Raw genomic sequence first — 20,967 nt, 5'->3', positions numbered from 1 at the left:
GGCGCTGCTGTGCGTATGGTCCTGCGTAACGGAGGAGTTTGCTTCGTTTCACCCGCGATGACGGCCGCTGGCCGTCGCTGGCGCCCGCAACGGGAAACCGGAAACCGGCTACCGGTCACTTCTCGCCCCGCGGCTCAGGATTTGCCGTACCTTACCTCTAAACCCTTCGCCATGAATCCACCGCTCCAGGCCGCCTTTTTCGATGCCTGCCGCCGCAACGACCGCGGGGCCGCCGAGCTCCTGCTTGCCGAAGACGCCGGGCTGCTCAACGCCCCCGACGGGCGCGGCTTTACCCCGCTGATCCTCGCCGTGTACAACGATGCCCCCGACGTGACGGCCCTCCTGCTGGAGCGCGGCGCCGACGTGGACGCCACCGATGCCGCGGGCAACACGGCCCTCATGGGCGTTTGCTTTAAAGGTTACCCCGCCCTCTTTCACGACCTGCTCGGTGCCGGCGCCAACGTACACCTGCGCAACAGCAACGGCGCCACCGCCCTCACCTTCGCCGCCACCTTCGGCCACATCGGCTTCGCCGAGGCCCTGCTGCAACGCGGCGCCTCCGTGCTGGTGCCCGACGCCCGTGGTAAGAACCCCATCGACCACGCGATCATCCAGGAAAACGAACCGATGGTGGAGCTGCTGGTGCGCTACCTGCCCAAAGAGGAAGAGCCGGCTCCCTGACCAGAGTAGATGCCGGCCGAAAAACCAGGGCACTTTGGGCACAATAAGGAAACCGCCGCGCTTACTTTTGCAGCCATGAAACACCGCCTCCCGGTCCTGGGAGCCCTGCTGGCCGCCACCGCCGCCGGGGCGCAGGACAAGATCGTGCTGCAGTTACAGAACGAAGTTCAGAAATCAGCACCCTTTACCACCGACAGCACGCGTACCTGGAAGCGCGGCGGCCTCTACCACCTCAATTTCACCCAGGGCACCCTCAACAACTGGGCGGCCGGCGGCGACGACTTTTCGCTCGCGATCACCACGTCGCTCAACCTGTTTTCCTTTTACAAGAGCCCGCGCCACGCCTGGGACAATACCCTCGACTTCAGTTTCGGCTTCGTACGCAGCTCCTCGCTGGGCAGCCGCAAGAACGACGACCGCCTCGACTTCCTGTCGAAATACGGCTTCGTAATGAACCCGCACCTCAACCTGGCCATGCTGTTCAACTTCCGTTCCCAATTACTGCGGGGCTACAGCTACAGCGGCGACGAGCGGAGCTTGTCGTCCACGTTCCTGTCGCCGGCCTACGTGCTCAGCTCGGTGGGCCTCGACTACAAACCCACAAAGCACCTGTCGATCTTCGTGTCGCCGAGCACGGTGCGCTGGGTGATCGTGAAAGACGATACGCTGTCGGCCAAAGGCCTGTACGGCGTGGCGCCGGGGCGGCATGGAAGCGTGGAAGTGGGCGCCTTCGCCACCGTCAACTACTGGAAAGACCTGACGACGCACCTCAATTACAAGGGCCGCCTTGACCTGTACAGCAACTACCGCCACAACCCGGAGAACGTGGATGTGTATTTCACCAACCAGTTTTCGGTAAAGCTCTGGAAGGTGCTGGCGGCCACCTGGAACCTGGATCTTATTTACGACGACGACGCCCGCGTGTTCGGTGCTGAAAAGAACCGCCCGGCGCTGCAATTGAAGTCGCTGCTGGGGATCGGCCTGCAGGTAAAATTCTGAATGGACGCGCCCCTTCGTCGGGGTCATTAACCTTATTTATCGGCGTCATTAACCTTATTTAACGGCAGAAGGGGGCCGTTTACCACCCTTTTGCCACCCGATTACCCGGTATTCATTAATTTTAAAGCCTATATTTTTTAACGTTCCAAACACTCTCTGCTTTGAAAAAGTTTACTCACTTCTTTCTGGGCCTGCTTCTGCTGGGATCGCTCGGCGCGCAGGCACAGCGTACGCGTGCAACAGAAACCAAGAACCCCAGTGTAATACGTTGCGGTACCGAGGTTGTGTTGCAGAAGCAACTTCAGGACCCTGCCTTCCGCGCCGCCTATGAGGCCCACCAGCTCGAGGCCGCCCCTGCCGGCACAGCCCGCACGTCCACCCTCAGCGGCCCGGTAACCATCCCTGTAGTGGTGCACGTGGTGCTGTCCAACCCCTACATCATCACCGAAGCGCAGGTGGATGCCCTCCTGGCGCAGCTGAACCTCGACTTCTCGGGCCTGAACCCCGATAGCGCGAACGGTTCGAACTTCTATTCCAGGCGTGGCCACTCGCAGATCCGCTTTGCCCGTGCCCGCCGCACACCCACGGGCGGCTTCACCACCGGCCTTGAGCGCAAGGCCGGCAACATCGAGATCCTCACCCAGACGTTCCAGCCCATCAAGCACGCCAGCTACGGCGGCCTCGACCCCTGGGATGTGACCAAGTACTACAACATCTGGGTAGGCTCCTCCCCCGACCTGCTGGGCATCGCCCCCACGATCGGACCCGGCAACCAGACCGAGACGCAGTTCAGCTCCGTCGGCATCGACGGCGTGTGCATCGACTACACCGTATTCTCGAACGGCTGCTTCTCCAACAGCAGCTTCAACAAGGGCCGTACGGCCACCCACGAGATCGGTCACAACTTCGGCCTGTTCCACATCTTCTCGGGTTGCGCCGCCGGCGCCGACTTCGGGCAGATCAGCAACGGCACGCTGCCGGCGAACCTTTTCGGCGCTTCCGCCGACGACACCCCCGGCCAGGTGAATGAGACCTCGGGCTGCCCCACCGGCAACCAGTCGTCGCAAGGCTGCACGCTGGCCCAGGCGCCCAACCCGCCTGGCCGTATGTACCAGAACTACATGGACTACACCAACGACGCCTGCTACTCGATGTTCACCACCAACCAGGTGGCCCGCATGGAGTGGGTGCTCGAAAACCGCCGTGCCGGCTACCTCACCTCCGACGGTGCCCTCGCCCCGGCTGGTACGCCTGCCCTCGACATTGCCCCCGCCCGCTTCATCAACCCCAACGGCATCCTGTTCGACAACACCGCCTGCAGCGCTTCGGGCTTCTCCGTTCCGGTTTGCGCCGGCCCGCTGACTCCCCGCGTGGAAATCAGCAACCGCGGCAACAGCACCATCACCTCGCTTACGGTCAGTGTGCAGGTGAACAGCGGCACGCCCCAGTCGATGACGGTCAACGGCCTCAACCTGACCTACGGCAACAGCACCGTGGTCACGCTCCCCACCGTTACCCTCGTTAATGGCACCAACGTGATCAAGGTGACGACCTCCAGCCCCAACGGCAGCACCGACGGCGCCACCGCCAACGATGCCATGAGCACCACGCTGAACCTCGGCACGGTAGCGGCACCGCTCGTGGAAGACTTCCAGGGCGCTTCGTTCCCCTCCGACAAGTTCAACATCGTGAACCTGCACGGCGACACCACCTGGCGCAAGGCCAACGTTGGTGCCGGCGGCAGCAACGCTTCGGTGATGATCAACAACTTCGAGAACTCCAACAGCGGCACTACCGACGAACTGCGCTTCGTACCCACAACGCTGGTGCCCGGCGCCGACTCGCTGGTGATCTCTTACGACGCCGCGTACAAGACCTATGTGGACGCCACCTCCGGTGATGAGTTTTCCGACACCCTGAACGTGCTGGTGAGCAACAATTGCGGCACGAGCTTCACCCGCGTCGCCCAGTATGCCGGCGCTTCCCTGATCACTGCTCCCGGCGACGATACGTACTTCATCCCCACCGCGGCGCAGTGGCGCCGCACCCGCCTCGCGGTAGCCGGCACCTTTGCTACCGGAACCGTGGAAGTAGCGCTGCAGAATAAGACCGACTACGCCAACAACCTGTACCTCGACAACATCAACATCCGCAGCGCCTGCCGCGTAACCACCTTCACGGCACAGCCCGCCAGCTCGCAGGCCGTTTGCGCCAACGCACCGGTGACCTTCTCGGTAACCGCTGCCGGCAACGCCAGCCTCACTTACCAGTGGTTCAAAGGCGCGAATGCCATCGCCAACGCCACGAGCGCCACCTACACAATCAACGCAGCAACGGCCGCCGACGCGGGCTCGTACTACGTGGTGGTGCGCAACGCCTGTGACGAAACGGTGCGCTCCAACGACGCCCTGCTGATCGTAAACACGGGCGGCGCCTGCGGCGGAACGGCCGTGAGCAGCGTCAACGCCGACGTTCAGAACATCGTGCTGATGCCGAACGCCGTCCGCAACACCGCCAAGCTCCGCGTTACCGTTGCCCGAGCCACCAAAATCGAGTGGAAAGTGATCGACGCCGCCGGCCGCATCGTGAAGCGCTTTACCCAGCAGGCTCCTGCCGGCGAAAGCACCATCAACTTCGACGGCAACGGCCTAGCCACAGGTTCCTACCAGCTGGTGGGCGACACCAACAAGGGCAAGACCACGACGCTGAAGTTCGTTCGCCTCTGATTTTTTCAAAGCAACCATATACCAGGGCCGCCCTTTCGGGCGGCCCTTTCTTTTTGCCCATCGATCGGCGCAATTCACCCGGCACTTATCGCAACTCGTGAGAGATGGTCGTTACCGCTCGCACCGGTCGGTCGAATATTGTGCAACAAAACCAGGAATAACCATGAAACGCACCCTCTTTGCCGCCACCGCGCTGGCAGCCCTCAGCCTCACAGCTTGCAAGAAAGACAAGGACAACGAAACAACCGGTGGTGGTACGCCGGCGCAGCAGTACCTCAAGAAGTTTACCGAAACCCAGAACGGCGTGGCCACAGTCTTCACCCTGACCTACGACAACCAGCACCGCCTGCTGAATTTCAAGAACGCCGACAACAGCGAGACCACCGCGTTCACTTACGATGCGGCCGGCAACCTCGTTAAAGTGGAGGAGACCGAACCGAACTTCTTCAACGTGTATACTTACACCTATGCCAACGGCAAGCCCGCCACCGCCACCTTCAAGAGCTGGCAGCGTGCGGCCGGTCAGCCCGACCAGCTGTTCGAAGACGATGTGCTGACCTACACGGTGACGAACAACCGCGTGTCGGCCATCCACCTCGAAATGCTCCAGGATGGCGATGAAGCCGACTTCAACCTCACCTACAATGCCGACGGCGAGCTGGCTGAAGCGCGCGACGGACAGGGCTTCTACAAGGCCAACTTTACTTACGGCACGCACAAATCGGCGTTCCCCTCCATCTCCCCCTGGATACTCGACCAGGCCGGCTTCTCGCTTCTCTTTTATACCCGCCATGAGCTGCTCAGCACCGCCTACGACTTCCCCGGCACGGCGCTCGACCGCACCGAAACGACCACCTACACCTTCAATGCCGCCGGCTATCCCACAACGGCTACAAGGGGCTCGGTAACCACTACGTTTGAATACCAATAAGCACGACATTTTTTTCTCATAGGACAGAAGGACGGCCCCTGCTTTTGCGGGGGCTTTTTGCTTCCTACCTTTAAAGATCATGAAACAGCGCTTTGTCCTCCTGCTCGCTTTCCTTCAGCTCGCCGCAGCCGCCGTTGCCCAGCAAACGCTCACGCCGGCACAGTATCGCGAAGACTTCGATGCGTTGTGGACGACCGTGCAGGAACAATACGCCTACTGGCCCGAAAAAAAGACCGACTGGAATTGTGTACGCGAACGCTACCGCCCGCAGCTCGATACAATACGCAGCAGGTATGCCTTCACGCTCTTCCTGGAAAGCGTGCTGCGCGAGCTTACCGACCAGCACATGAGTCTCAACACCAACACGGCTGCCTCGTACCGCCTCGTGCCCACTGGCGCCGACATCGCCCTCCGCCTGAGCGGCGACCGCGCCTTTGTGTCGGAAGTGCGCCCGCGCAGCGGCGCCGAAAAGGCCGGCGTCCGGGCGGGCATGGAACTCATGGGCGTGAACGGCCGGTCGCCGGGAGATGCAATAAGCCCGTTGCTTCCCCAATGCCTCAGCGCCCCCGACAGCGCCGCCCGGCTCTATGCGCTGCAGCTGCTGGCCGCAGGCATCCACCGCGACCCACGCTCACTGACACTGAGCGATGGACACGCGCTGCACCGGGGCCTGCGGCCCGACAGCCTCGTCAACATCGATACGCTCGGCTATGACGGACTTTTGGAGCACCGCATCCTGGAAGGAAATGTAGGTTACATCGGGCTGCACAACAGCCTCGGCGACGAAGCCCTCATCCCCGCCTTCGACTCTGTGCTGAACGGGCTGATGAACACCCGTGCCCTCATCATCGACCTGCGCGAAACGCCAAGCGGCAGCACCAGCACCGTGGCCCGCGCCATCATGGGGCGCCTGCTGCAGCGCGAAGGTTACTACCAGCGCCACGAGCTCCCCGCCGACAGCGGCCGCTGGGGTGTGAAGCGGAGCTGGGTGGAAATTGTGGTGCCGCGCGGAAAAGCATACACCCAACCCGTGGTGCTGCTGGTAGGCGCGTGGACAGGCAGCATGGGCGAAGGCATCGCCATCGGGCTGCACGGCCTGCACCGGGCGGTGCTTTTCGGCCACGCGATGGCAGGACTCAACGGCGCCATCTATTCTTTCCGGTTGCCCAACAGCGGCATCGGTTACAGCGTTTCCGCCGAGCGGTTGTACCACATCAACGGCACACGACGGGAGCTATTCCACGACATACGTCCCGTGCCCGACAGCCGCCCCGGCTTCGACGGCGGCCTCAGCGCCGCGGTTCGTTTCCTGACCCGCAGTGCGCGTTGAGCACTTTTCTCTGGCACAGATTTTATAACGGATACCGGGAATAAACGCATTGTTATGGCAGAACTATTGGTACAACGGAAGAAGCGCTCGGTATTACCCTGGGTGATCCTGCTCCTGCTGGTCGCCGCCCTCATCGGTTGGCTCGTATGGCGCAATCAGCACGTATCGTCGGACACGACGCCGGCGCCCAACAACACAACCACGACGCAGCAAGCGCCCGACAACGGCGCGAACCGCAACCCGTGAGAAACGTGACGCGTGAGCCGTGAGCAGCGTCGCACGCCGACCACAAACAATAAACTTCAAATCACAGCATCATGGCTACAGATAAAAAGCGCCTCCAGGAATTCCGGGGCTCCGGTTTTGAAATGGTAAAAGGCCAGCCCGACATCCACGGCTGGCAGGTCATCAGCAGCGATGGACAGCGCCTGGGTAAAATCACCGAGCTGATCATCGATACCGTAGCGCAGCGCGTGCGTTACGCCGTGGTGGCCCTCACCGACAACAAGGTGCTGCAGCTCGAAAAGCGTACCGTTTTGGTGCCCATCGGCTTTGCCCAGCTGCACCCCGCCGACGACAGCGTAATTCTTACCGGTGTAACGCCTTACCAGCTTCGGGCCCTGCCCCGCTATGACCGCACGCACCTCGGCCCCAAGTCGGAGATCGACATCAGCCAGGTGTTCGGCCGCGAGCACACGTCGCTGGGCAGCAACGTCGGTGGCGAAGATCTCGATCAGAGCTTCTACAACCACGAGCACTTCGACGACCGCCGCCTGCACCGTGCGCCGGCACAACCCATTGCCCCGCAGCCGGCACGCCGCGAGGCCGAAGAGCTCCCGGCGAGTCACCTCAGCAGCGATGATGCCGAGGCGATACGCCGCCGCCACGAGCAAAATCTCCGCGACGAAGAAGAAGCCCGTCGCAAAGGATTGCTCTGACCTTCTTTGACCAGAAATACAAATGGGTCCTGCCGCCGGCGGGACCTTTTTTGTGCCCGCCAGCGGTGGCCTTCGTACCTTCCTAGCGTAAACCCTTAAACGATGCGCATTACCCTCACCCTGGCCGCCGCGCTCGCGCTGCTGGCCTCCTGCTCCAAGAACAACAACGACGAAACGTCCGCCCGCACCGGCCCCAACGTTACTGCCGCTTCGCTGTCGCAGCAGTTCACCACCGGATCTTCGCTCGTATATGCCCGCTATACCAGCAATGTAGCCGCTATCGTACCGGCAACCGGCGCCGGGCAGACCTGGAACTTCAGCAGTCTCAGCGGCGGCATCAACGACACCATGCGCCTGGTGGCCGCTGGCAACAGTACCTTCCCCAGCGCTACCTATGCGCGCGAGCAGGTGGTCGACTTCGGCGTGGGCGGCAATACGCAGCCCATCAGCATCCGCACTTTTTATGAAGTATCGGCCAACGGTTGGACGGAGTTGGGCCGCTCCCTGCCCGCGGTGACCTTCAACATCCCCGCTACGGCCACCATCGCCTTCAATGCGCAGAGCAACGTGTATACACCCAACCGGCTGCCGCTTACGCCCCCGCTGCCGGCCTACGACGGCGACTCGGTCACCTTTACCTCGGCGCTCCAGGAAAGCGGCACCGTCACGGCGCCCACCTTCCTGCCTTTTCCCGCACCGGTTTCGATGAAGAATACCTACACGGGCAGCGTTAAGGTGGTGGGCAGCGGCTCCCTGCAATACCCCGGCTCCGCTGCGGCTGTCAATGCCGTGCTGATCCGCCGCACCTACACCCGTACCGCCAACTTCCTGCTCAACAACACCACGCCCGACCCGGCCCTGCTGGGCATGCTGGGCATCGTGGACGGGCAGCAGACCGCCGTGGTAGCCTACGATTTTTACGGCCAGGGAACGGAAGGTTACCTGGGCAGCATTTACCGTGAAAACGGCACGACGCTGTATGCATACTTCCGCAAATGAACCCTGAATCTTTTAGCGAAGCCCCTCCGAAGCGAGGGGCTTTTTCGTACAGCCCGGTAAAGCGACTCCAATGCGAGGGGCGTTTATTGATGCTGAAAGCTGGCCCCGATATGAGTGCATTTTTATCGACTTGAAAGCTGGCTGTCCAGCCCGGGCGCGTAGCGCCCTGGCTTTTTATTGCCTCGGGCTTCAGCCCGAGGCGCACTGATGAAGCGGGGAAGTTGCGGCGCGTAGCGCCGCCACTTTATCCATCGGGCTTTAGCCCGATGTGCCTTGCAGCTGGGGAAAAAAGCAGTAAATCCTGTTGCTTTCCCCATGGAAATCCGGCACCGGCGCAGGTAGCTTTATCCAAAACACACCTATGTCCAACACCTGGAAGCAATCGGCGGTACACGTCGTCTTCGCCCCCAAATACCGGCAGGCCTTACTCCTCCCCTCCATCCGGGAGCATGTGGAAAGCCACATGGCCGGCAAGATCGATGGCATGGACCATCAACTGATGGCCATTTATGCCATGCCCGATCACGTGCACCTCCTCATGGCCATATCGATGAACATGGCGCCGGCCATGATCATGCAGGTGATCAAGGGCGAAACGGCGCATTGGATCAATGGGCAGAAGTTGCTGCCCGCGCATTTCGAATGGCAGCGCGGCTACCGCTGGTTTCATATTTCCGCCGACCGCGTGCCGGTGGTGGCGCGTTATATCCGCCGGCAGCCGGAGCATCATGGCCAGGAGCGATTCGTCGACGAGGACCAGCGGCTGATGCGCGAACAGGGCGTCGACTTCGATCCGCAATATGGCTTTCACGAGCCCCTGTGAGCCCCGGGGCTAAAGCCCCGGGCAATAAAAGGAAAGGGCGCTACGCGCCCGGGCAGGGGAAAGGAGCCCGTGCAAAAAGCACTTTCCACAACGAGTGATCCATTCGAACTAAGCTCCAATACCAAAGGGCTCGCATAGCGAGCCCTTTGGTATTTTTTCCGTGTATTCCGTGCTTTCCGGGAGCCTTAACTGAACAAGTATTCCACATCCTCCCGGCTCAGGCTCTTCACAAACGACGCATCGTCGGCAATGAGTTCCTTTGCGAGAATGCGCTTGCGCTCCTGCAGCTCCATGATCTTGTCTTCAATGGTATCCTTACAGATCATGCGGTAGGCGAAAATGTTCTTCGTCTGCCCGATGCGGTGCGTCCGGTCGATGGCCTGCTGCTCCACGGCGGGGTTCCACCACGGATCCACGATGTATACGTAGTCGGCGGCGGTGAGGTTGAGGCCCACGCCACCCGCCTTCAGCGAGATGAGAAACACGCGCACCTCGTCGTCTTTCTGGAAGCTTTGGATCGCCTTCTCGCGGTCGGTGGCCGACGTAGAGCCGTCGAAGTATTCGTAGCGGATGCCCAGCTTGTCGAGCTTTTCGCGGATGAGGGCCAGCATGCCCAGGAACTGCGAGAACACGAGTGCCTTGTGGTGGCCGATGTTCTCATCGATCTCGCGGGCCAGCTCATCGAGCTTGATGGAATGGTTCTCGAACTTCTCCTCTTCGTTGAGGATCGCCGGCGAATCGCAGATCTGCCGCAGCTTCATGAGGCCCTGCAGGATGGTGAACTGCGACTTCTGAATGCCCTGCTCCTCGATGGTGCCGAGGATGCGGGAACGGAAGTCGTTGCGGTAAGCATCGTAGATCTTGCGCTGCTCGTCCTCCATTTCGCAAAACAGCACCTGCTCGGTCTTCTCCGGCAAGTCCTTGGCCACCTGCTCCTTCGTGCGCCGCAGGATGAAGGGATACAGGATCTTCTTGAGGTGCTCCTTTTGCTCGGCCTCACCGAACTTGTCGATGGGAATAGCAAACTCCTGGCGGAAGAATTCCATCGTGCCCAGCATGCCGGGGTTGAGGAAGTTCATCTGCGCATAGATATCAAAGGTGTTGTTCTGCAGCGGCGTACCACTCATGCAGATGCGGTGCTTCGCCGGCAGCAGCGCCGCGGCTTTAGCCACCTTGCTCTGCGGGTTCTTGATGGCCTGCGATTCGTCGAGCACGGCGTAGTCGAAGCCGATGGACGTGAAGGTCTTGATGTCGCTGCGCAGCGTGCCGTAGGTGGTGATGATCACGTTGAACTGCTTCAGTACCTCGGGGTCGCGGTGACGCTGCGGGCCGTGGTGAATGTGGTACGTCAGCGCGGGGGTGAACTTCTTGATCTCGTTCTCCCAGTTATAAATGAGCGTGGTGGGACAAACCACCAGCGCGTGCATGTCGGGGTTCTGGTCGTGGTAGTGATGCAGGAAGGAAAGGGCCTGCACGGTCTTACCCAGACCCATGTCGTCGGCGAGGATGCCGCCCCAGCCCACTTCGTTGAGGTAATTGAGCCACTGGAAGCCCGCCGCCTGGTAGGGACGCAGGATCGGCTTCAGGTGCGCCGGCGGCTCCACCTCGCGGATGTGGTGGTTCTCGCGGATGCGCTCGTACTTTTCTTCCAGTTGGATCTCGAGTTCTTCTTCATCGCGGTTCTCATAGAGCTCGTCGATCACGCTCAGGTGGTAGCGCGACAGCTTCAGGCTGTTGGTCTTGCCTTCGCCTACGCGGAACAGCAGCGAATACTTCTTCAGCCATTCTTCCGGGAGGATGCCGAGCGTGCCGTCATTCAGTTGTACAAACTGCTGCTTGTTGGCGAGCGCCCGCTTTACTTCCGCTACCGACACGCGCTGGTCGCCGAAGAGAATGTCCACCTTGGCGTCGAACCAGTCGGTGTTGGAGGAGATGTAGATATGCGTTTGCGGCTTGGCGGTGTTGAAGCGGAAGTTCTTTAGCTGCTCGAAGCCGAACACGGGCACCTTGGCTTCCTGCATCGCATCCACGAAGAGGAAGAACCAGTTGTTCTTGAGCACTTCGGTACCGCGCAGGGCGAGGGCGGCGCCGTCGTCGTAGTCGATGAAGTTGGAGTGGAGCGCGCGCACCTTTTCCATAAAGCGGCCTTCGGCGGGGCGGTTGCGGTGCACCACTACTACCTTCTCGCCAAACGGCACCACGAGCTCGTCGCGGTCGTTGCCGCGCGTGTCGAAACCCTTGTAGTTGAATACGGGGCTGAACACGAGGTAGTCGCCTTTTTCCTGCAGGTACAATTTCACGTCGGGCTCGCCGTCCTTCACTTGGTCTACGAGGCTGTTGTCGAAGTCCACCTTGTATTCGCGCGCCAGCGGCAGCACGATCTTTTCGAGCGTTACGGGCCAGGCGTCCTTCTTCACCTGCATGACACCGGTGGGGAGGAATTGCTGGGCCACGGCGGCGGCTTCGTTGTTGAGCCAGAAGTACAGCTCGCCGTTGTAGCTGAAGAACAGCGGCGTAGGCGCCTCGTTGTCGGCGAGGCCGAAGGCCACCGACTCGGGCTTTACGTAGCAGTCGATCTCGTAGCCTTTGCCCTGCGGCGCCACGGCAAACTGCGGCACCAGCGGCACTTCGTGAAAGGTCACCTTTTCGAGGTTGGCCGTCTTGAAGGTCTTGCCCTTGGGCAGTAGAAATACGGGGGCGCCGCCAAACTCCTGCGCCAGCTTGCGGAGGCGCGGCAGCATGTATTCATCGATGAGCGCCTTTGTTTCCGCGGGCAGCTCCTCGCCCTCGCTGTGTACGATGTTCTCCCAAAAACCGGAGAACGGCGAGTTGCGGTTGAGGTATTTATTGAGCTCGCCCTCCTGCAGCTTGCGGGCTACGGTGATGAGCGTGCGGTCGGCTTCGTTGTAGGGCTCGAGGTCGATGTAGCGGCCCAGCTCGAGCTTCTCCACGCGGCCGCCGATGGCGCCGTCGGCCAACTCGCCCTCCACGAGGTCGATGCTGAACCAGGGGTAGCTCGTTTTATTAGAGTTGAACACGATGCCCAGGCCTTTTTCGGGGCCCGCCTTTTCGGGGGCAATGCGTTCAGGCTCGGGTTCCGCTACAGCCACCGGCTCGGGTCGGCGCGGTGCGCCCAGCTCGGGTGGCGCCACGCGTTTGATGGTCGGGTCGAGCACGCGGAGGTAGGGCTTGCCTTCCTTGTAGGTAAATTCGAATTTGCCCGAAAGGTCGTCTTTGAGCGAATAGCCATAGAGTTCCAGCAGCTTGTTCTTTTCCTTATCCCAGTTGCGGATGGAATCGAAATAGTTGGTGCCGCCCTTTGCGTGGAGGTGGAGAAACACGATGACCTTAGGCAGGCACAGCGGGTGGTCGGTGTCCACGTAATCGGAGCTCGTGTCGAAGGTGCGCTCCTCGTTGCGGCGGATGCCCACGCGGAAGGTCTCGTCGCCGATGGTCACCTGGGCTTTCACCACTTCGTCCACGGCGCTTTCAATGACGGGCTTTTGGGTTTTGAGGTATTCCTCGGCTTCCTGGAACACTTCGGGCGAAGAGAGCAGGCGGATGGTTTTCACCTCGATCGCCTTCATCTTGGCCACGGTATGCGCCTGGTCGTAGGCATGGTCGCCGTTGAGCAGGAGGCCCTTGTCGAGCAGTTCCTGCAGGCGCAGCAAGGCGGCCACTTCGTGGCGGCAGATATCGCCGAGGTTGTAGGGGCAGGTGCAGCGCACCGAAAGTGCCTTCGGATCCTTGTACTGCTGCACGAAGACCTTGTAGTAGGTGGAATAGCTGTCGTCTTTAACCCGGAACGTGGCCGAGCCAAAGAGTTCATCATGTTCTGCCAGGTCCACATAGCCGATCGCATGGATTTTCTTCCCCCTACGGATCACCTCTTCACTTCCCTGCGTATAGATGTATTTCAGTAGATGCGGTAATGCCAAAATTCTGATTTAGGGTTCATTCGCACGGCCCTTTTCGCATCGCCGAAACGTCCGGCATTCGAAATTGGGCAATTGGCAAAAGTAAAGGAAAAAGTACGGGATTACCTGAGCTTCAGGGATATTTTCGGGTTAAATCGTGAGGCGTGAAGCGTGAGCCGTGAGCGGGTGCAGGTTGAACCGAAAGCGCCGCTTGCACGACGGACGGAGGCCTTTATTTGAGAGCGGCCTCGTTCGCGGGCGAACGGGACCTCACGCCTCACGCCTCACGTCTCACGCCTCACGTTGATCGTCCCCGCTACCCCTACCTCTTCCCGGAAGCGCTCATCGTGCGACACCACGATCAGCGTGCCTTCGTAGTCGCGCACGGCGGCGGCGAGAATCTCGGTGTTGCGGAGGTCGAGGTTGTTGGTGGGCTCGTCGAGCACGATGAGGTCGGGGGCGCCGTCGGCGATGTTGAGGCAGCAGAGGGCCAGCCGCATCCGCTCGCCGCCGCTGAGGGCTGCGCAGCGCTTGCCGCTGTCGGCGGCACCGAACAGGAACCAGTCGAGCCGGGTGCGCAGCTCGTGCTCGGGCAGGGCGTGGCGATTGAACCGCTGCGCCTGTTCCAGCACCGTACACGTTTCATCCAGCAGCGAATAGTGCTGGTCGATGTACACCGACCGCTGCACCGATCGCTGCAGGCGGCCGCCCGAAGGCTCCAGTCCGCCCAACAGCAGGCGCAGCAGCGTGGTCTTGCCCGAGCCGTTGGGTCCTTCGATCGCAAGGCGCTCGCCCGAGCCGATGCGGAAGGTCAGGGGCGCCCACAGCGGGCGTCCGTCGATACGGTATTGCAGGTCTTCGGCCACGAAGAGCGTCTTGCCGCGGTGCAGGGCCGAATCGGAAAAGCGCAGCTTCATCCGGTCGCGGTCGGGCACGGCGGCGCGGAGGGCGTCCACCTCGCGGCGGATGGCATCCACCTTGCCGCTGTGCACCCCCTGTGCGCGGGCGGTGCTGTTCTGAGCGGCGTTGCGGAGGTTGTTGATCACGATGCTGGGCAGGCCCGCTTTGCCCGAGCTCTTTTCCGCGCGGGCATCGCGCTTTGCCTGCCGCTCGGCCATGGCGCGGGCCGCAGCTTTTGCCTTGCGCAGCTCCTTTTCGCCGTGCAGCAGGTCTTCTTCCAGCGCCGCGTCGGCGCCGGCTTTTTGCGCCGCGTAAAAGTCGTAGTTGCCGCCGTAGGCCGTCAGGCCCTGCGGCCCGAGCTCGTAGGTGAGCGGCAACTCGTTGAGGAGGGCGCGGTCGTGGCTCACGACCAGCAGCAGCGAGCGGGTGGAGCGCACCCAATCGTACAGCAGGGCACGTCCACCGGCGTCGAGGTGGTTGCTTGGTTCGTCGAGCAACACTGTTTTTGGGTCGGCAAACGCAAGCCCGGCGAGGAAAACGCGTGTTTTTTGCCCGCCGCTGAGGGCGCCGAGGAGGGTGCCGGGAGCGAGGCCGGGCAGCCCCCAATGGTCGAGGGCGGCGCGGAAGCGCTCCGCTACCGTCCAGTCGTCGTCGAGGCGAACGAGGGCCTCTTCCACGTTGCGGCCGGCGAGCACGTCGGCCAGGGCCCCGAGCTTTTCGGCGGCGCCGAGCACTTCCGCCACGGTCTGGCCATCGAAGGAGCCGAGGTGCTGGGGCACGTACCAGTGCGATCCGTCCACGCGGGCGCTGCCGCCGCTGGGTGCTTCGGCGCCGGCGAGGAGGCGGAGCAGGGTCGACTTGCCGCAGCCGTTATGGCCCACCAGTGCGGCTTTCGCGGGGGCCTGGAGCGATAAATTAAGGTCGGAGAACAGCGGCGTGCCGTCGGCATGCCGGTAGGTAAGCTGTTGGAGCTGTAGCATCAGTACTTTCTTTGGGAAAAGAGAAATGCAGCCGCCTGCGGCGCTGCTATTGGGTTTCCGGGAAAGAAAGCGGGTATTACATAGATGCTTTTGGGGTGAGCGAGGAAGCGAAGGTACGGTCACTTTCCGGTAGTTTGTGTATTTTAAGGAAACCAAAACCGGCGCCCATGCATCAAGAGCTCCTGCACCTGCAAGCCGAGAACCGCCGCCTGACGGCGGTCGTATCCGCCCTGGCGGAGAAAAACCTGCGGCTGGAAGAAGAACTGCGCGCGATGCGCAGCAGCAATACGCACCACCCGAACGGCGATGCCGGGACAAACAACCCGGGGTTTAACCCAGCCGTTGGCGATGCCGGGACAAAGAACGAGTGTTTTGCTACGGCCATCGAACCTGCCGGGTCAACAAAGCAGTTTTTGAACCCGGCCAGCCTGCCGGCCCGGTCAAAAAACCAGTTGTTTCACCCGGAAGCGGAGCATACCGGGACAAACCCGGGCATTTTGGATGGATTCCCCGGACTTTCCGGGTCAATCTTCCCCGTAGACACTACCGCCTCCGGGTTCCTATCTGCACCTTTCCGGCAACAAGCCGAAAGAGCTACGGCGGAAGCTGTCCGCAATGAGCGCCTCACGCGCCTTTCGGTGGCCCTTCCTTCCTGGAGGGCCATCGCCGCACATCTGCGGGCGGGCCCGGTGCCCCACCTGCGCTGGCCGCAGGAACGTAACCTGCCCCTGCTGCTAAATGCACTTTGCCGCCCGGGCAATGAACGCCGTGCGTACCCCGAACTGCAAAAAACGACGCGGCTGTCCTATACCGGGCTGTACAAAGTATTGCAGGCTGGCATCCGCGCCGGTCTCGTCCACCGGGCCGGCTGGCAGCGCTACCAGCTGACGAACGCGGGGATCTCGGTGCTGGAGCGGGCCTTTCAGACCCATCCCCCGGCCCCTTCCCAAAGGGAAGGGGAATAGACCCATCCTCCCGGCCTCCTTCCCAAGGGGAAGGAGGAGAAAGATCCCAATGATTTAAATTAGGTGTCTTTATTCCCCTTCCCTTAGGGAAGGGGTTAGGGGATGGGTCGGGCCCGCAGGATTTTTCCTCTTTCATCGTCTAACCTCCAAACGAGCTGCCTGTTGACCGAATCCGACCTCATCGAGGGCCTGCAACGCCTGGAGGAACCTGCCTTCCGCGCGCTGGTGGCCCAGTACGGGGACCGCATCTACAATACGGTGCTGGGCCTGGTGCAGCGTGCCGAAGATGCGGAGGACCTGGCGCAGGAGGTGTTTGTGCGGGTGTGGCAAAGCGTCGGCTCGTTCAAGCGGGAGGCGGGCCTCGGCACCTGGATCTACCGCATCGCCGTAACGGCGGCGCTCGACTTCCGGCGCAAGCAGCAGCGGCACAAGCGCGGCGGCTTCCTCGTATCGCTCTTCAGCCGCCACGAAACGGAGCCCGAAGCGCCCGACTTCCACCACCCCGGCGTGGCTGCGGAGCAAAAAGAACGGAGCGCCCTCCTGTTCCGCGCCATCCGCGCGCTGCCCGAAAAGCAGGGCGCCGCCTTCGTGCTCCAGAAGCTCGAAGGCCTGCGGCAGGACGAGATCGCCGCCGTGCTCGACACCACGGTGTCGTCGGTGGAATCGCTGCTGCACCGCGCTAAGCAAAACCTGCGGAAAGAGCTGGCAGGAATGATGGGGTGATGGCGCTTCGACTGCGCTCAGCGTGACAAGGCAGCTTTGTCATCCTGAGCCTAGCCGAAGGATGGGATGTTAAAAACAGGGAGTCCTGTACAGACGCACCATGTGCGTCTCCATTGATAAACGCTTTTTTATGAAACACGAGAAGGATATAGACGACATACTGGCTTCCCTTGACGATGCACAACGCGCGGAAGCAGGACCGTATTTCTACAGCAAGGTACGGGCACGGCTACAGGATGGCCTGCTGCCGCGGCGGCTGGCCTGGCGCCTCGGCCTGGCGCTGCTGCTGGTGGCGCTGCTCAACGTGGCTACGCTCCGCGCCGGGCGGCAGGAAGCACCCGTCAACGAAGGCACCGCGCAGGCGATCGCCTCCGAATATTCACTCACCCTTTCGGAAACCTATTGAAGCATGAACAAAAGCCGCATCAACTGGATCGTTGTCGGCATCACCCTGCTGGTGCTGCTTAACATCGCGCTGCTGGCCACCATCTGGCTGCAGAAAAAAGAAGGGCGCGTAGCCGCGCCCGGCCCCCGTCCCGGCGACGAAAACCCGCTGGCCACCGAGCTCCGCTTCGACAGCGCGCAGCGCCGCTCCTTCGACACGTTGCGCGCCGAACATTTCAAATGGATGCAAGGCTACCGCAAACAGATGCGCGACGCCCGCGATCACTATTTCGATGGAATAAAGTCCGGCGCGGCACCCGATAACCGCATCGCCTGGTCGATAGCAGCGCTGCACACGAAGATGGACAGCGCGACCTACGTGCACTTTGCCCAGGTACGTGCGCTTTGCAACCCACAGCAGCAGGAAGCATTCGACCGGCTGCTGCGCCGCATCGTGAATGCAGCGGGCCGCCCCGGCCCTCGCCCAAGCCCCGACCCCTTCCGGAAAGAAGATGAGCCGCCCCACGACGGGCCACCCGAAGACGGGCCGCCGCCGGGGCCCTAGCCCTGTCCCCTAAAGGGGGGCACTTAGCACGAAGTAGATTTAAAGATTCAATCGCTCCTAAGATCGATAAATTACAAAAAGCAAAAGCCCCGGCGGAACCGCCGGGGCTTTTTATCATCAACCATTAAACCGTTTCAAACAGAGGAATGATCAATGGTCGTTTGGAACTTCCACCTAAGTGCCCCCTTTGGGGGACAGGGGGCCGGCGACGAGCTTGCCATCCACGTATTCCGGCAGCACATTGGCCTGGTCGGCGGTGAGGCAATGACGGATGTCTTTCTCCAGGCCGAAATTGGTGAGGCGGTGGTAGTGCGAGGCGTCGTTGCGCTTCATGAATTCGTACATGTCGTCCTTGGCGAGGCCGTAGAGGCACTCGGCCATGTGCGACGCATCGCAGTTGACGCTGAAGTGCTCCTTGATGCGGCTCACGACGGCACCGGCGAAGAGGGTGTCTTCGATGTTGGGCTTGTCTTTCCAGGCGGCGCAGCCGAGGATCACGTTCTTCTTCAGCGACACGAGGTGATCGCATACGGCGCTCAGGTTGAGAAACGCCCCGGTGATGATCTCCGTAGCGCCTTTGGCCAGTGCCATGTGGAGCAGCTTGGTGCCGTTGGTGGTGGTGAGCACGAGCGTTTTGCCGGCGATGAACTCGCGCGGGTACTCGAAAGAGGAGTTGCCGTATTGCAGGCCCGGCGCCACCTGCCCGTCGCGCTCACCGGCGGTGATGCAGGCAAGCTCACGACCCAGCTGGATGCAGCGCTCCACGCTGTCGACGGGAATGATCTCCTTGGCGCCGTTGTACAGCACCGTCGCCATCGTGCTCGTGGCGCGCAGCACGTCGATCACTACAACAACACAATCCCGTACATCATATAAATGCAGGAGTGCGGGGGACAAACAAGTATAGAGCGTCGGTTTTGAATTAGTCATTCTTTGAAATTGTCTGGCGTAGTTGAGAAGGCCTTCGGCTGCGCTCAGGCTGACAATTGTCATGGTGAGCTTGTCGAACCAGGCGTTCTTTCTCTCACTCGAAGGGGATCTTCACCACTTTGGCCTGGAGTTGCTTATCCCGCACTTTGATATAGATGTTGCTGTCGATGTCGGCGAGTTCCTTGCGCACATAGCCCATGCCGATGGCCTTGCCGAGGGAAGGGCTTTGCGTTCCGGAGGTCACGTAGCCGATGGCTTCACCGCCTTCGGTTACGATGGTGTAGCCGTGGCGCGGGATGCCCTTGTCGACCATCTCGAAGCCCACGAGCTTGCGGGTGATGCCGGCTTCTTTTTGTTTCTGGAGGATCTCTTTCGCGGTGAAGTCCTTCGTGAATTTGGTGATCCAGCCGAGGCCGGCTTCGAGCGGTGAGGTGCTGTCGTCGATGTCGTTGCCGTAAAGGGCGAAGCCCATCTCGAGGCGGAGCGTATCGCGGGCGCCGAGGCCGATGGGCTTCAGCCCCTGGGGCTCGCCGGCTTCGAAGATGGCGTTCCAGATCTTTTCACCGGCGCCGTCCTTGTCTTCGAAATAGATCTCCACGCCGCCGGCGCCGGTATAGCCCGTAGCGCTCACCAGCACGTTGTCCACGCCGGCAAAGCGGCCTTTCACAAAGGTGTAGTATTTGAGGTTGAGGATGTCCATGTCGGTCAGCGGCTGCAGGATCTTGGTGGCGTTGGGGCCCTGCACGGCCAGCAGGCCGGTCTGCTCCGAGATGTTGTGCATCTCTACTGCTTGTCCTTCCGCGCCTGCCGGAGCATTGTGCTTCGAGATCCAGTTCCAGTCTTTCTCGATGTTGGAGGCATTCACCACCAGCATATATACGTTGTTCTCTTCGATGCAATACACCAGCAGGTCGTCTATGATGCCGCCCTGGTCGTTGGGCAGGCAGCTGTACTGCGCTTTGCCGGCGGTGAGCTTGGATGCGTCGTTGGAGGTCACGCGCTGGATGAGGTCGAGGGCGCCGGGGCCCTTGAGCATGAACTCGCCCATGTGGCTCACGTCGAACACACCGGCGTTGCGGCGCACCGTGGCGTGCTCGTCATTGATCCCCGTGTAGGAGATCGGCATATTGTACCCGGCAAACTCGGCCATCTTGGCGCCGCGTTCCTGGTGCTTCGCGGTAAAAGGCGTATTCTTCATGCAAGCGTTTTAAGGGGGCAAAGATAAGAGGGCGTTTACGGTTTCCGGTTTGCCTGTTTCCGGTTTGTCGGGGCGCCTGCGCAGGGCGGGTTTAATAAGGCGAGAGAAGTTGAAGAAGCGTTTTGAACCGCGAAGAAAAGGAGCGAATAAGGTATTCGCTAAATGATAGGAAACGTCCCGCCAAGGCGGGACGTTTTTTTATGGTAAGTCAGGCGTAAAGGGTGCGTCTCTTAGAGGCTGTCTAAAATTAGTTAGTTGGTTTTCAGTATGTCTGGTTTGAGCTGAGCCAAAAGGAAAAAGGGCGTCTTGCTTGCTGATAGAGAGGTGAACAAACATTGGTTACAATGCAAACTCTGTATCAGGTGCCTGACGCCCTTTGGAATAAAGTAGCTACAATATTTGAGCCGAAGGTGCGGCGGCGCAAGCATTCCCTTCAACTGATCTTCAGCGGCATCATTTATCTTTTGAGCAACGGCTGCAAGTGGCGCTCGCTTCCGCCGCAGTACGGCGATTACCGCCTGGTATGGTACTACCTGAACAAGTGGGCCCGCTACGGACTGCTGGACCGGGCGCTATACCTGGTGGGCATTCAGCTGCGGCGCCGGCAAGGCAGAAGCGGCGAGCCTTCGATGCTGCTCATTGATGCCCAGTCGGTAAAAACCGTGGCCGGCACAGGCGACGAGGTGGGTTATGATGCGGGCAAAAAGGTAAAGGGAAGAAAGCGCCACCTGGCTGTGGACACCCAGGGCACCGTCATTGCCGCCGGCGTTACTTCCGCTTTTGTTCATGACAAGACCGGGGCGCGCGTGCTGCGCGATGATGTGGAGGACCGCCCTTCGGTGCGCACTATTGTCGCCGACGGCGGCTACGACGGACCACCGGCTTTTACCGCAGGAGGCAGGATCCGGTGGGTGCTCATTCAGCGCAGACACTCCAACCGCTTCTCCCCCCTTCCTGTCAGATGGGTGGTGGAAAGAA

The 20,967-nt window shown here is 61.0% G+C and carries 18 protein-coding genes; 14 read left to right on the top strand and 4 right to left on the bottom strand.

The features are described 5' to 3' along the window. Positions 1 to 171: 171 nt before the first annotated feature. The 9 genes from E0486_RS09425 to tnpA all read left to right on the top strand — a co-directional run bounded on the left by E0486_RS09425 (position 172) and on the right by tnpA (position 9,427). Positions 172 to 681 (top strand): ankyrin repeat domain-containing protein, encoded by a 510-nt coding sequence (locus E0486_RS09425; RefSeq protein WP_131851917.1) that lies wholly within the window; start codon positions 172 to 174, stop codon positions 679 to 681. 75 nt (positions 682 to 756) lie between these two features. After that, positions 757 to 1,680 carry a DUF3078 domain-containing protein gene (locus E0486_RS09420; RefSeq protein ID WP_131851916.1) on the top strand — a complete coding sequence of 308 codons (924 nt, stop codon included), beginning with the start codon at positions 757 to 759 and terminating at the stop codon, positions 1,678 to 1,680. A 161-nt stretch (positions 1,681 to 1,841) separates the two neighbouring features. Beyond that, on the top strand, positions 1,842 to 4,406 hold the full coding sequence (locus tag E0486_RS09415) for a M43 family zinc metalloprotease (protein ID WP_131851915.1): 2,565 nt from the start codon (positions 1,842 to 1,844) through the stop codon (positions 4,404 to 4,406). A gap of 163 nt (positions 4,407 to 4,569) precedes the next feature. After that, the gene (locus tag E0486_RS09410; RefSeq protein WP_131851914.1) at positions 4,570 to 5,337 is read left to right on the top strand and encodes a hypothetical protein; all 768 of its coding nucleotides are present in this window, start codon (positions 4,570 to 4,572) and stop codon (positions 5,335 to 5,337) included. A gap of 79 nt (positions 5,338 to 5,416) precedes the next feature. Continuing rightward, positions 5,417 to 6,667: a S41 family peptidase gene (locus E0486_RS09405; RefSeq protein WP_131851913.1), complete on the top strand. Its 1,251-nt coding sequence runs from the start codon at positions 5,417 to 5,419 to the stop codon at positions 6,665 to 6,667. 54 nt (positions 6,668 to 6,721) lie between these two features. Next, on the top strand, positions 6,722 to 6,913 hold the full coding sequence (locus tag E0486_RS09400) for a hypothetical protein (protein ID WP_131851912.1): 192 nt from the start codon (positions 6,722 to 6,724) through the stop codon (positions 6,911 to 6,913). A gap of 71 nt (positions 6,914 to 6,984) precedes the next feature. Beyond that, entirely contained in the window at positions 6,985 to 7,605 is a 621-nt protein-coding gene (locus E0486_RS09395) for a PRC-barrel domain-containing protein (protein ID WP_131851911.1), read from the top strand. A gap of 102 nt (positions 7,606 to 7,707) precedes the next feature. After that, positions 7,708 to 8,604 carry a hypothetical protein gene (locus E0486_RS09390; protein ID WP_131851910.1) on the top strand — a complete coding sequence of 299 codons (897 nt, stop codon included), beginning with the start codon at positions 7,708 to 7,710 and terminating at the stop codon, positions 8,602 to 8,604. Positions 8,605 to 8,965: 361 nt separating this feature from the next. Further along, positions 8,966 to 9,427 (top strand): IS200/IS605 family transposase, encoded by a 462-nt coding sequence (tnpA, locus tag E0486_RS09385; RefSeq protein WP_131851909.1) that lies wholly within the window; start codon positions 8,966 to 8,968, stop codon positions 9,425 to 9,427. A 185-nt stretch (positions 9,428 to 9,612) separates the two neighbouring features. Here tnpA and E0486_RS09380 read toward each other — a convergent pair whose 3' ends face one another. Then, complete coding sequence (locus tag E0486_RS09380) at positions 9,613 to 13,365, bottom strand: DEAD/DEAH box helicase (RefSeq protein WP_131851908.1); 3,753 nt, start codon at positions 13,363 to 13,365, stop codon at positions 9,613 to 9,615. A gap of 263 nt (positions 13,366 to 13,628) precedes the next feature. Further along, positions 13,629 to 15,224, bottom strand: a complete 1,596-nt coding sequence (locus tag E0486_RS09375; protein ID WP_131851907.1) for an ABC-F family ATP-binding cassette domain-containing protein — start codon at positions 15,222 to 15,224, stop codon at positions 13,629 to 13,631. 167 nt (positions 15,225 to 15,391) lie between these two features. Between E0486_RS09375 and E0486_RS09370 the strand changes: the two genes are divergently transcribed. The 4 genes from E0486_RS09370 to E0486_RS09355 all read left to right on the top strand — a co-directional run bounded on the left by E0486_RS09370 (position 15,392) and on the right by E0486_RS09355 (position 17,861). Continuing rightward, complete coding sequence (locus E0486_RS09370; RefSeq protein WP_131851906.1) at positions 15,392 to 16,189, top strand: hypothetical protein; 798 nt, start codon at positions 15,392 to 15,394, stop codon at positions 16,187 to 16,189. Positions 16,190 to 16,351: 162 nt separating this feature from the next. Then, positions 16,352 to 16,912, top strand: coding sequence for an RNA polymerase sigma factor (locus tag E0486_RS09365; protein WP_243697411.1), 561 nt, complete (start codon positions 16,352 to 16,354; stop codon positions 16,910 to 16,912). 130 nt (positions 16,913 to 17,042) lie between these two features. After that, positions 17,043 to 17,318: a hypothetical protein gene (locus tag E0486_RS09360; RefSeq protein ID WP_131851904.1), complete on the top strand. Its 276-nt coding sequence runs from the start codon at positions 17,043 to 17,045 to the stop codon at positions 17,316 to 17,318. A gap of 3 nt (positions 17,319 to 17,321) precedes the next feature. Then, positions 17,322 to 17,861 carry a hypothetical protein gene (locus tag E0486_RS09355; protein ID WP_131851903.1) on the top strand — a complete coding sequence of 180 codons (540 nt, stop codon included), beginning with the start codon at positions 17,322 to 17,324 and terminating at the stop codon, positions 17,859 to 17,861. 174 nt (positions 17,862 to 18,035) lie between these two features. On the opposite strand, the gene E0486_RS09350 is transcribed toward E0486_RS09355, so the two are convergent. Both E0486_RS09350 and gcvT read right to left on the bottom strand, forming a co-directional pair. Further along, entirely contained in the window at positions 18,036 to 18,791 is a 756-nt protein-coding gene (locus E0486_RS09350; RefSeq protein WP_131851902.1) for a 2-phosphosulfolactate phosphatase, read from the bottom strand. A 94-nt stretch (positions 18,792 to 18,885) separates the two neighbouring features. Then, positions 18,886 to 19,989 (bottom strand): glycine cleavage system aminomethyltransferase GcvT, encoded by a 1,104-nt coding sequence (gene gcvT, locus E0486_RS09345; protein ID WP_131851901.1) that lies wholly within the window; start codon positions 19,987 to 19,989, stop codon positions 18,886 to 18,888. 344 nt (positions 19,990 to 20,333) lie between these two features. On the opposite strand from gcvT, the gene E0486_RS09340 reads away from it, so the two are divergent. Continuing rightward, on the top strand, positions 20,334 to 20,967 hold a 634-nt coding region (locus tag E0486_RS09340), incomplete at its 3' end, for an IS5 family transposase (protein ID WP_131851900.1).

This window comes from Flaviaesturariibacter aridisoli (genome assembly GCF_004343705.1).
In the GTDB taxonomy this organism is placed as follows: domain Bacteria; phylum Bacteroidota; class Bacteroidia; order Chitinophagales; family Chitinophagaceae; genus Flavisolibacter; species Flavisolibacter aridisoli.
Note: the sequence above shows the minus strand (reverse complement) of the source record. Positions and strands in the feature narration are given on the sequence as shown.

Bases quoted from the DNA above. Each gene is read 5' to 3' on its own strand.
- E0486_RS09425 (WP_131851917.1), top strand. From the start codon at position 172: ATGAATCCACCGCTCCAGGCCGCCTTTTTCGATGCCTGCCGCCGCAAC.
- E0486_RS09420 (WP_131851916.1), top strand. From the start codon at position 757: ATGAAACACCGCCTCCCGGTCCTGGGAGCCCTGCTGGCCGCCACCGCC.
- E0486_RS09410 (WP_131851914.1), top strand. From the start codon at position 4,570: ATGAAACGCACCCTCTTTGCCGCCACCGCGCTGGCAGCCCTCAGCCTC.
- E0486_RS09405 (WP_131851913.1), top strand. From the start codon at position 5,417: ATGAAACAGCGCTTTGTCCTCCTGCTCGCTTTCCTTCAGCTCGCCGCA.
- E0486_RS09400 (WP_131851912.1), top strand. From the start codon at position 6,722: ATGGCAGAACTATTGGTACAACGGAAGAAGCGCTCGGTATTACCCTGG.
- E0486_RS09395 (WP_131851911.1), top strand. From the start codon at position 6,985: ATGGCTACAGATAAAAAGCGCCTCCAGGAATTCCGGGGCTCCGGTTTT.
- E0486_RS09390 (WP_131851910.1), top strand. From the start codon at position 7,708: ATGCGCATTACCCTCACCCTGGCCGCCGCGCTCGCGCTGCTGGCCTCC.
- tnpA (WP_131851909.1), top strand. From the start codon at position 8,966: ATGTCCAACACCTGGAAGCAATCGGCGGTACACGTCGTCTTCGCCCCC.
- E0486_RS09375 (WP_131851907.1), bottom strand. From the start codon at position 15,224: ATGCTACAGCTCCAACAGCTTACCTACCGGCATGCCGACGGCACGCCG.
- E0486_RS09370 (WP_131851906.1), top strand. From the start codon at position 15,392: ATGCATCAAGAGCTCCTGCACCTGCAAGCCGAGAACCGCCGCCTGACG.
- E0486_RS09360 (WP_131851904.1), top strand. From the start codon at position 17,043: ATGAAACACGAGAAGGATATAGACGACATACTGGCTTCCCTTGACGAT.
- E0486_RS09355 (WP_131851903.1), top strand. From the start codon at position 17,322: ATGAACAAAAGCCGCATCAACTGGATCGTTGTCGGCATCACCCTGCTG.
- E0486_RS09350 (WP_131851902.1), bottom strand. From the start codon at position 18,791: ATGACTAATTCAAAACCGACGCTCTATACTTGTTTGTCCCCCGCACTC.
- gcvT (WP_131851901.1), bottom strand. From the start codon at position 19,989: ATGAAGAATACGCCTTTTACCGCGAAGCACCAGGAACGCGGCGCCAAG.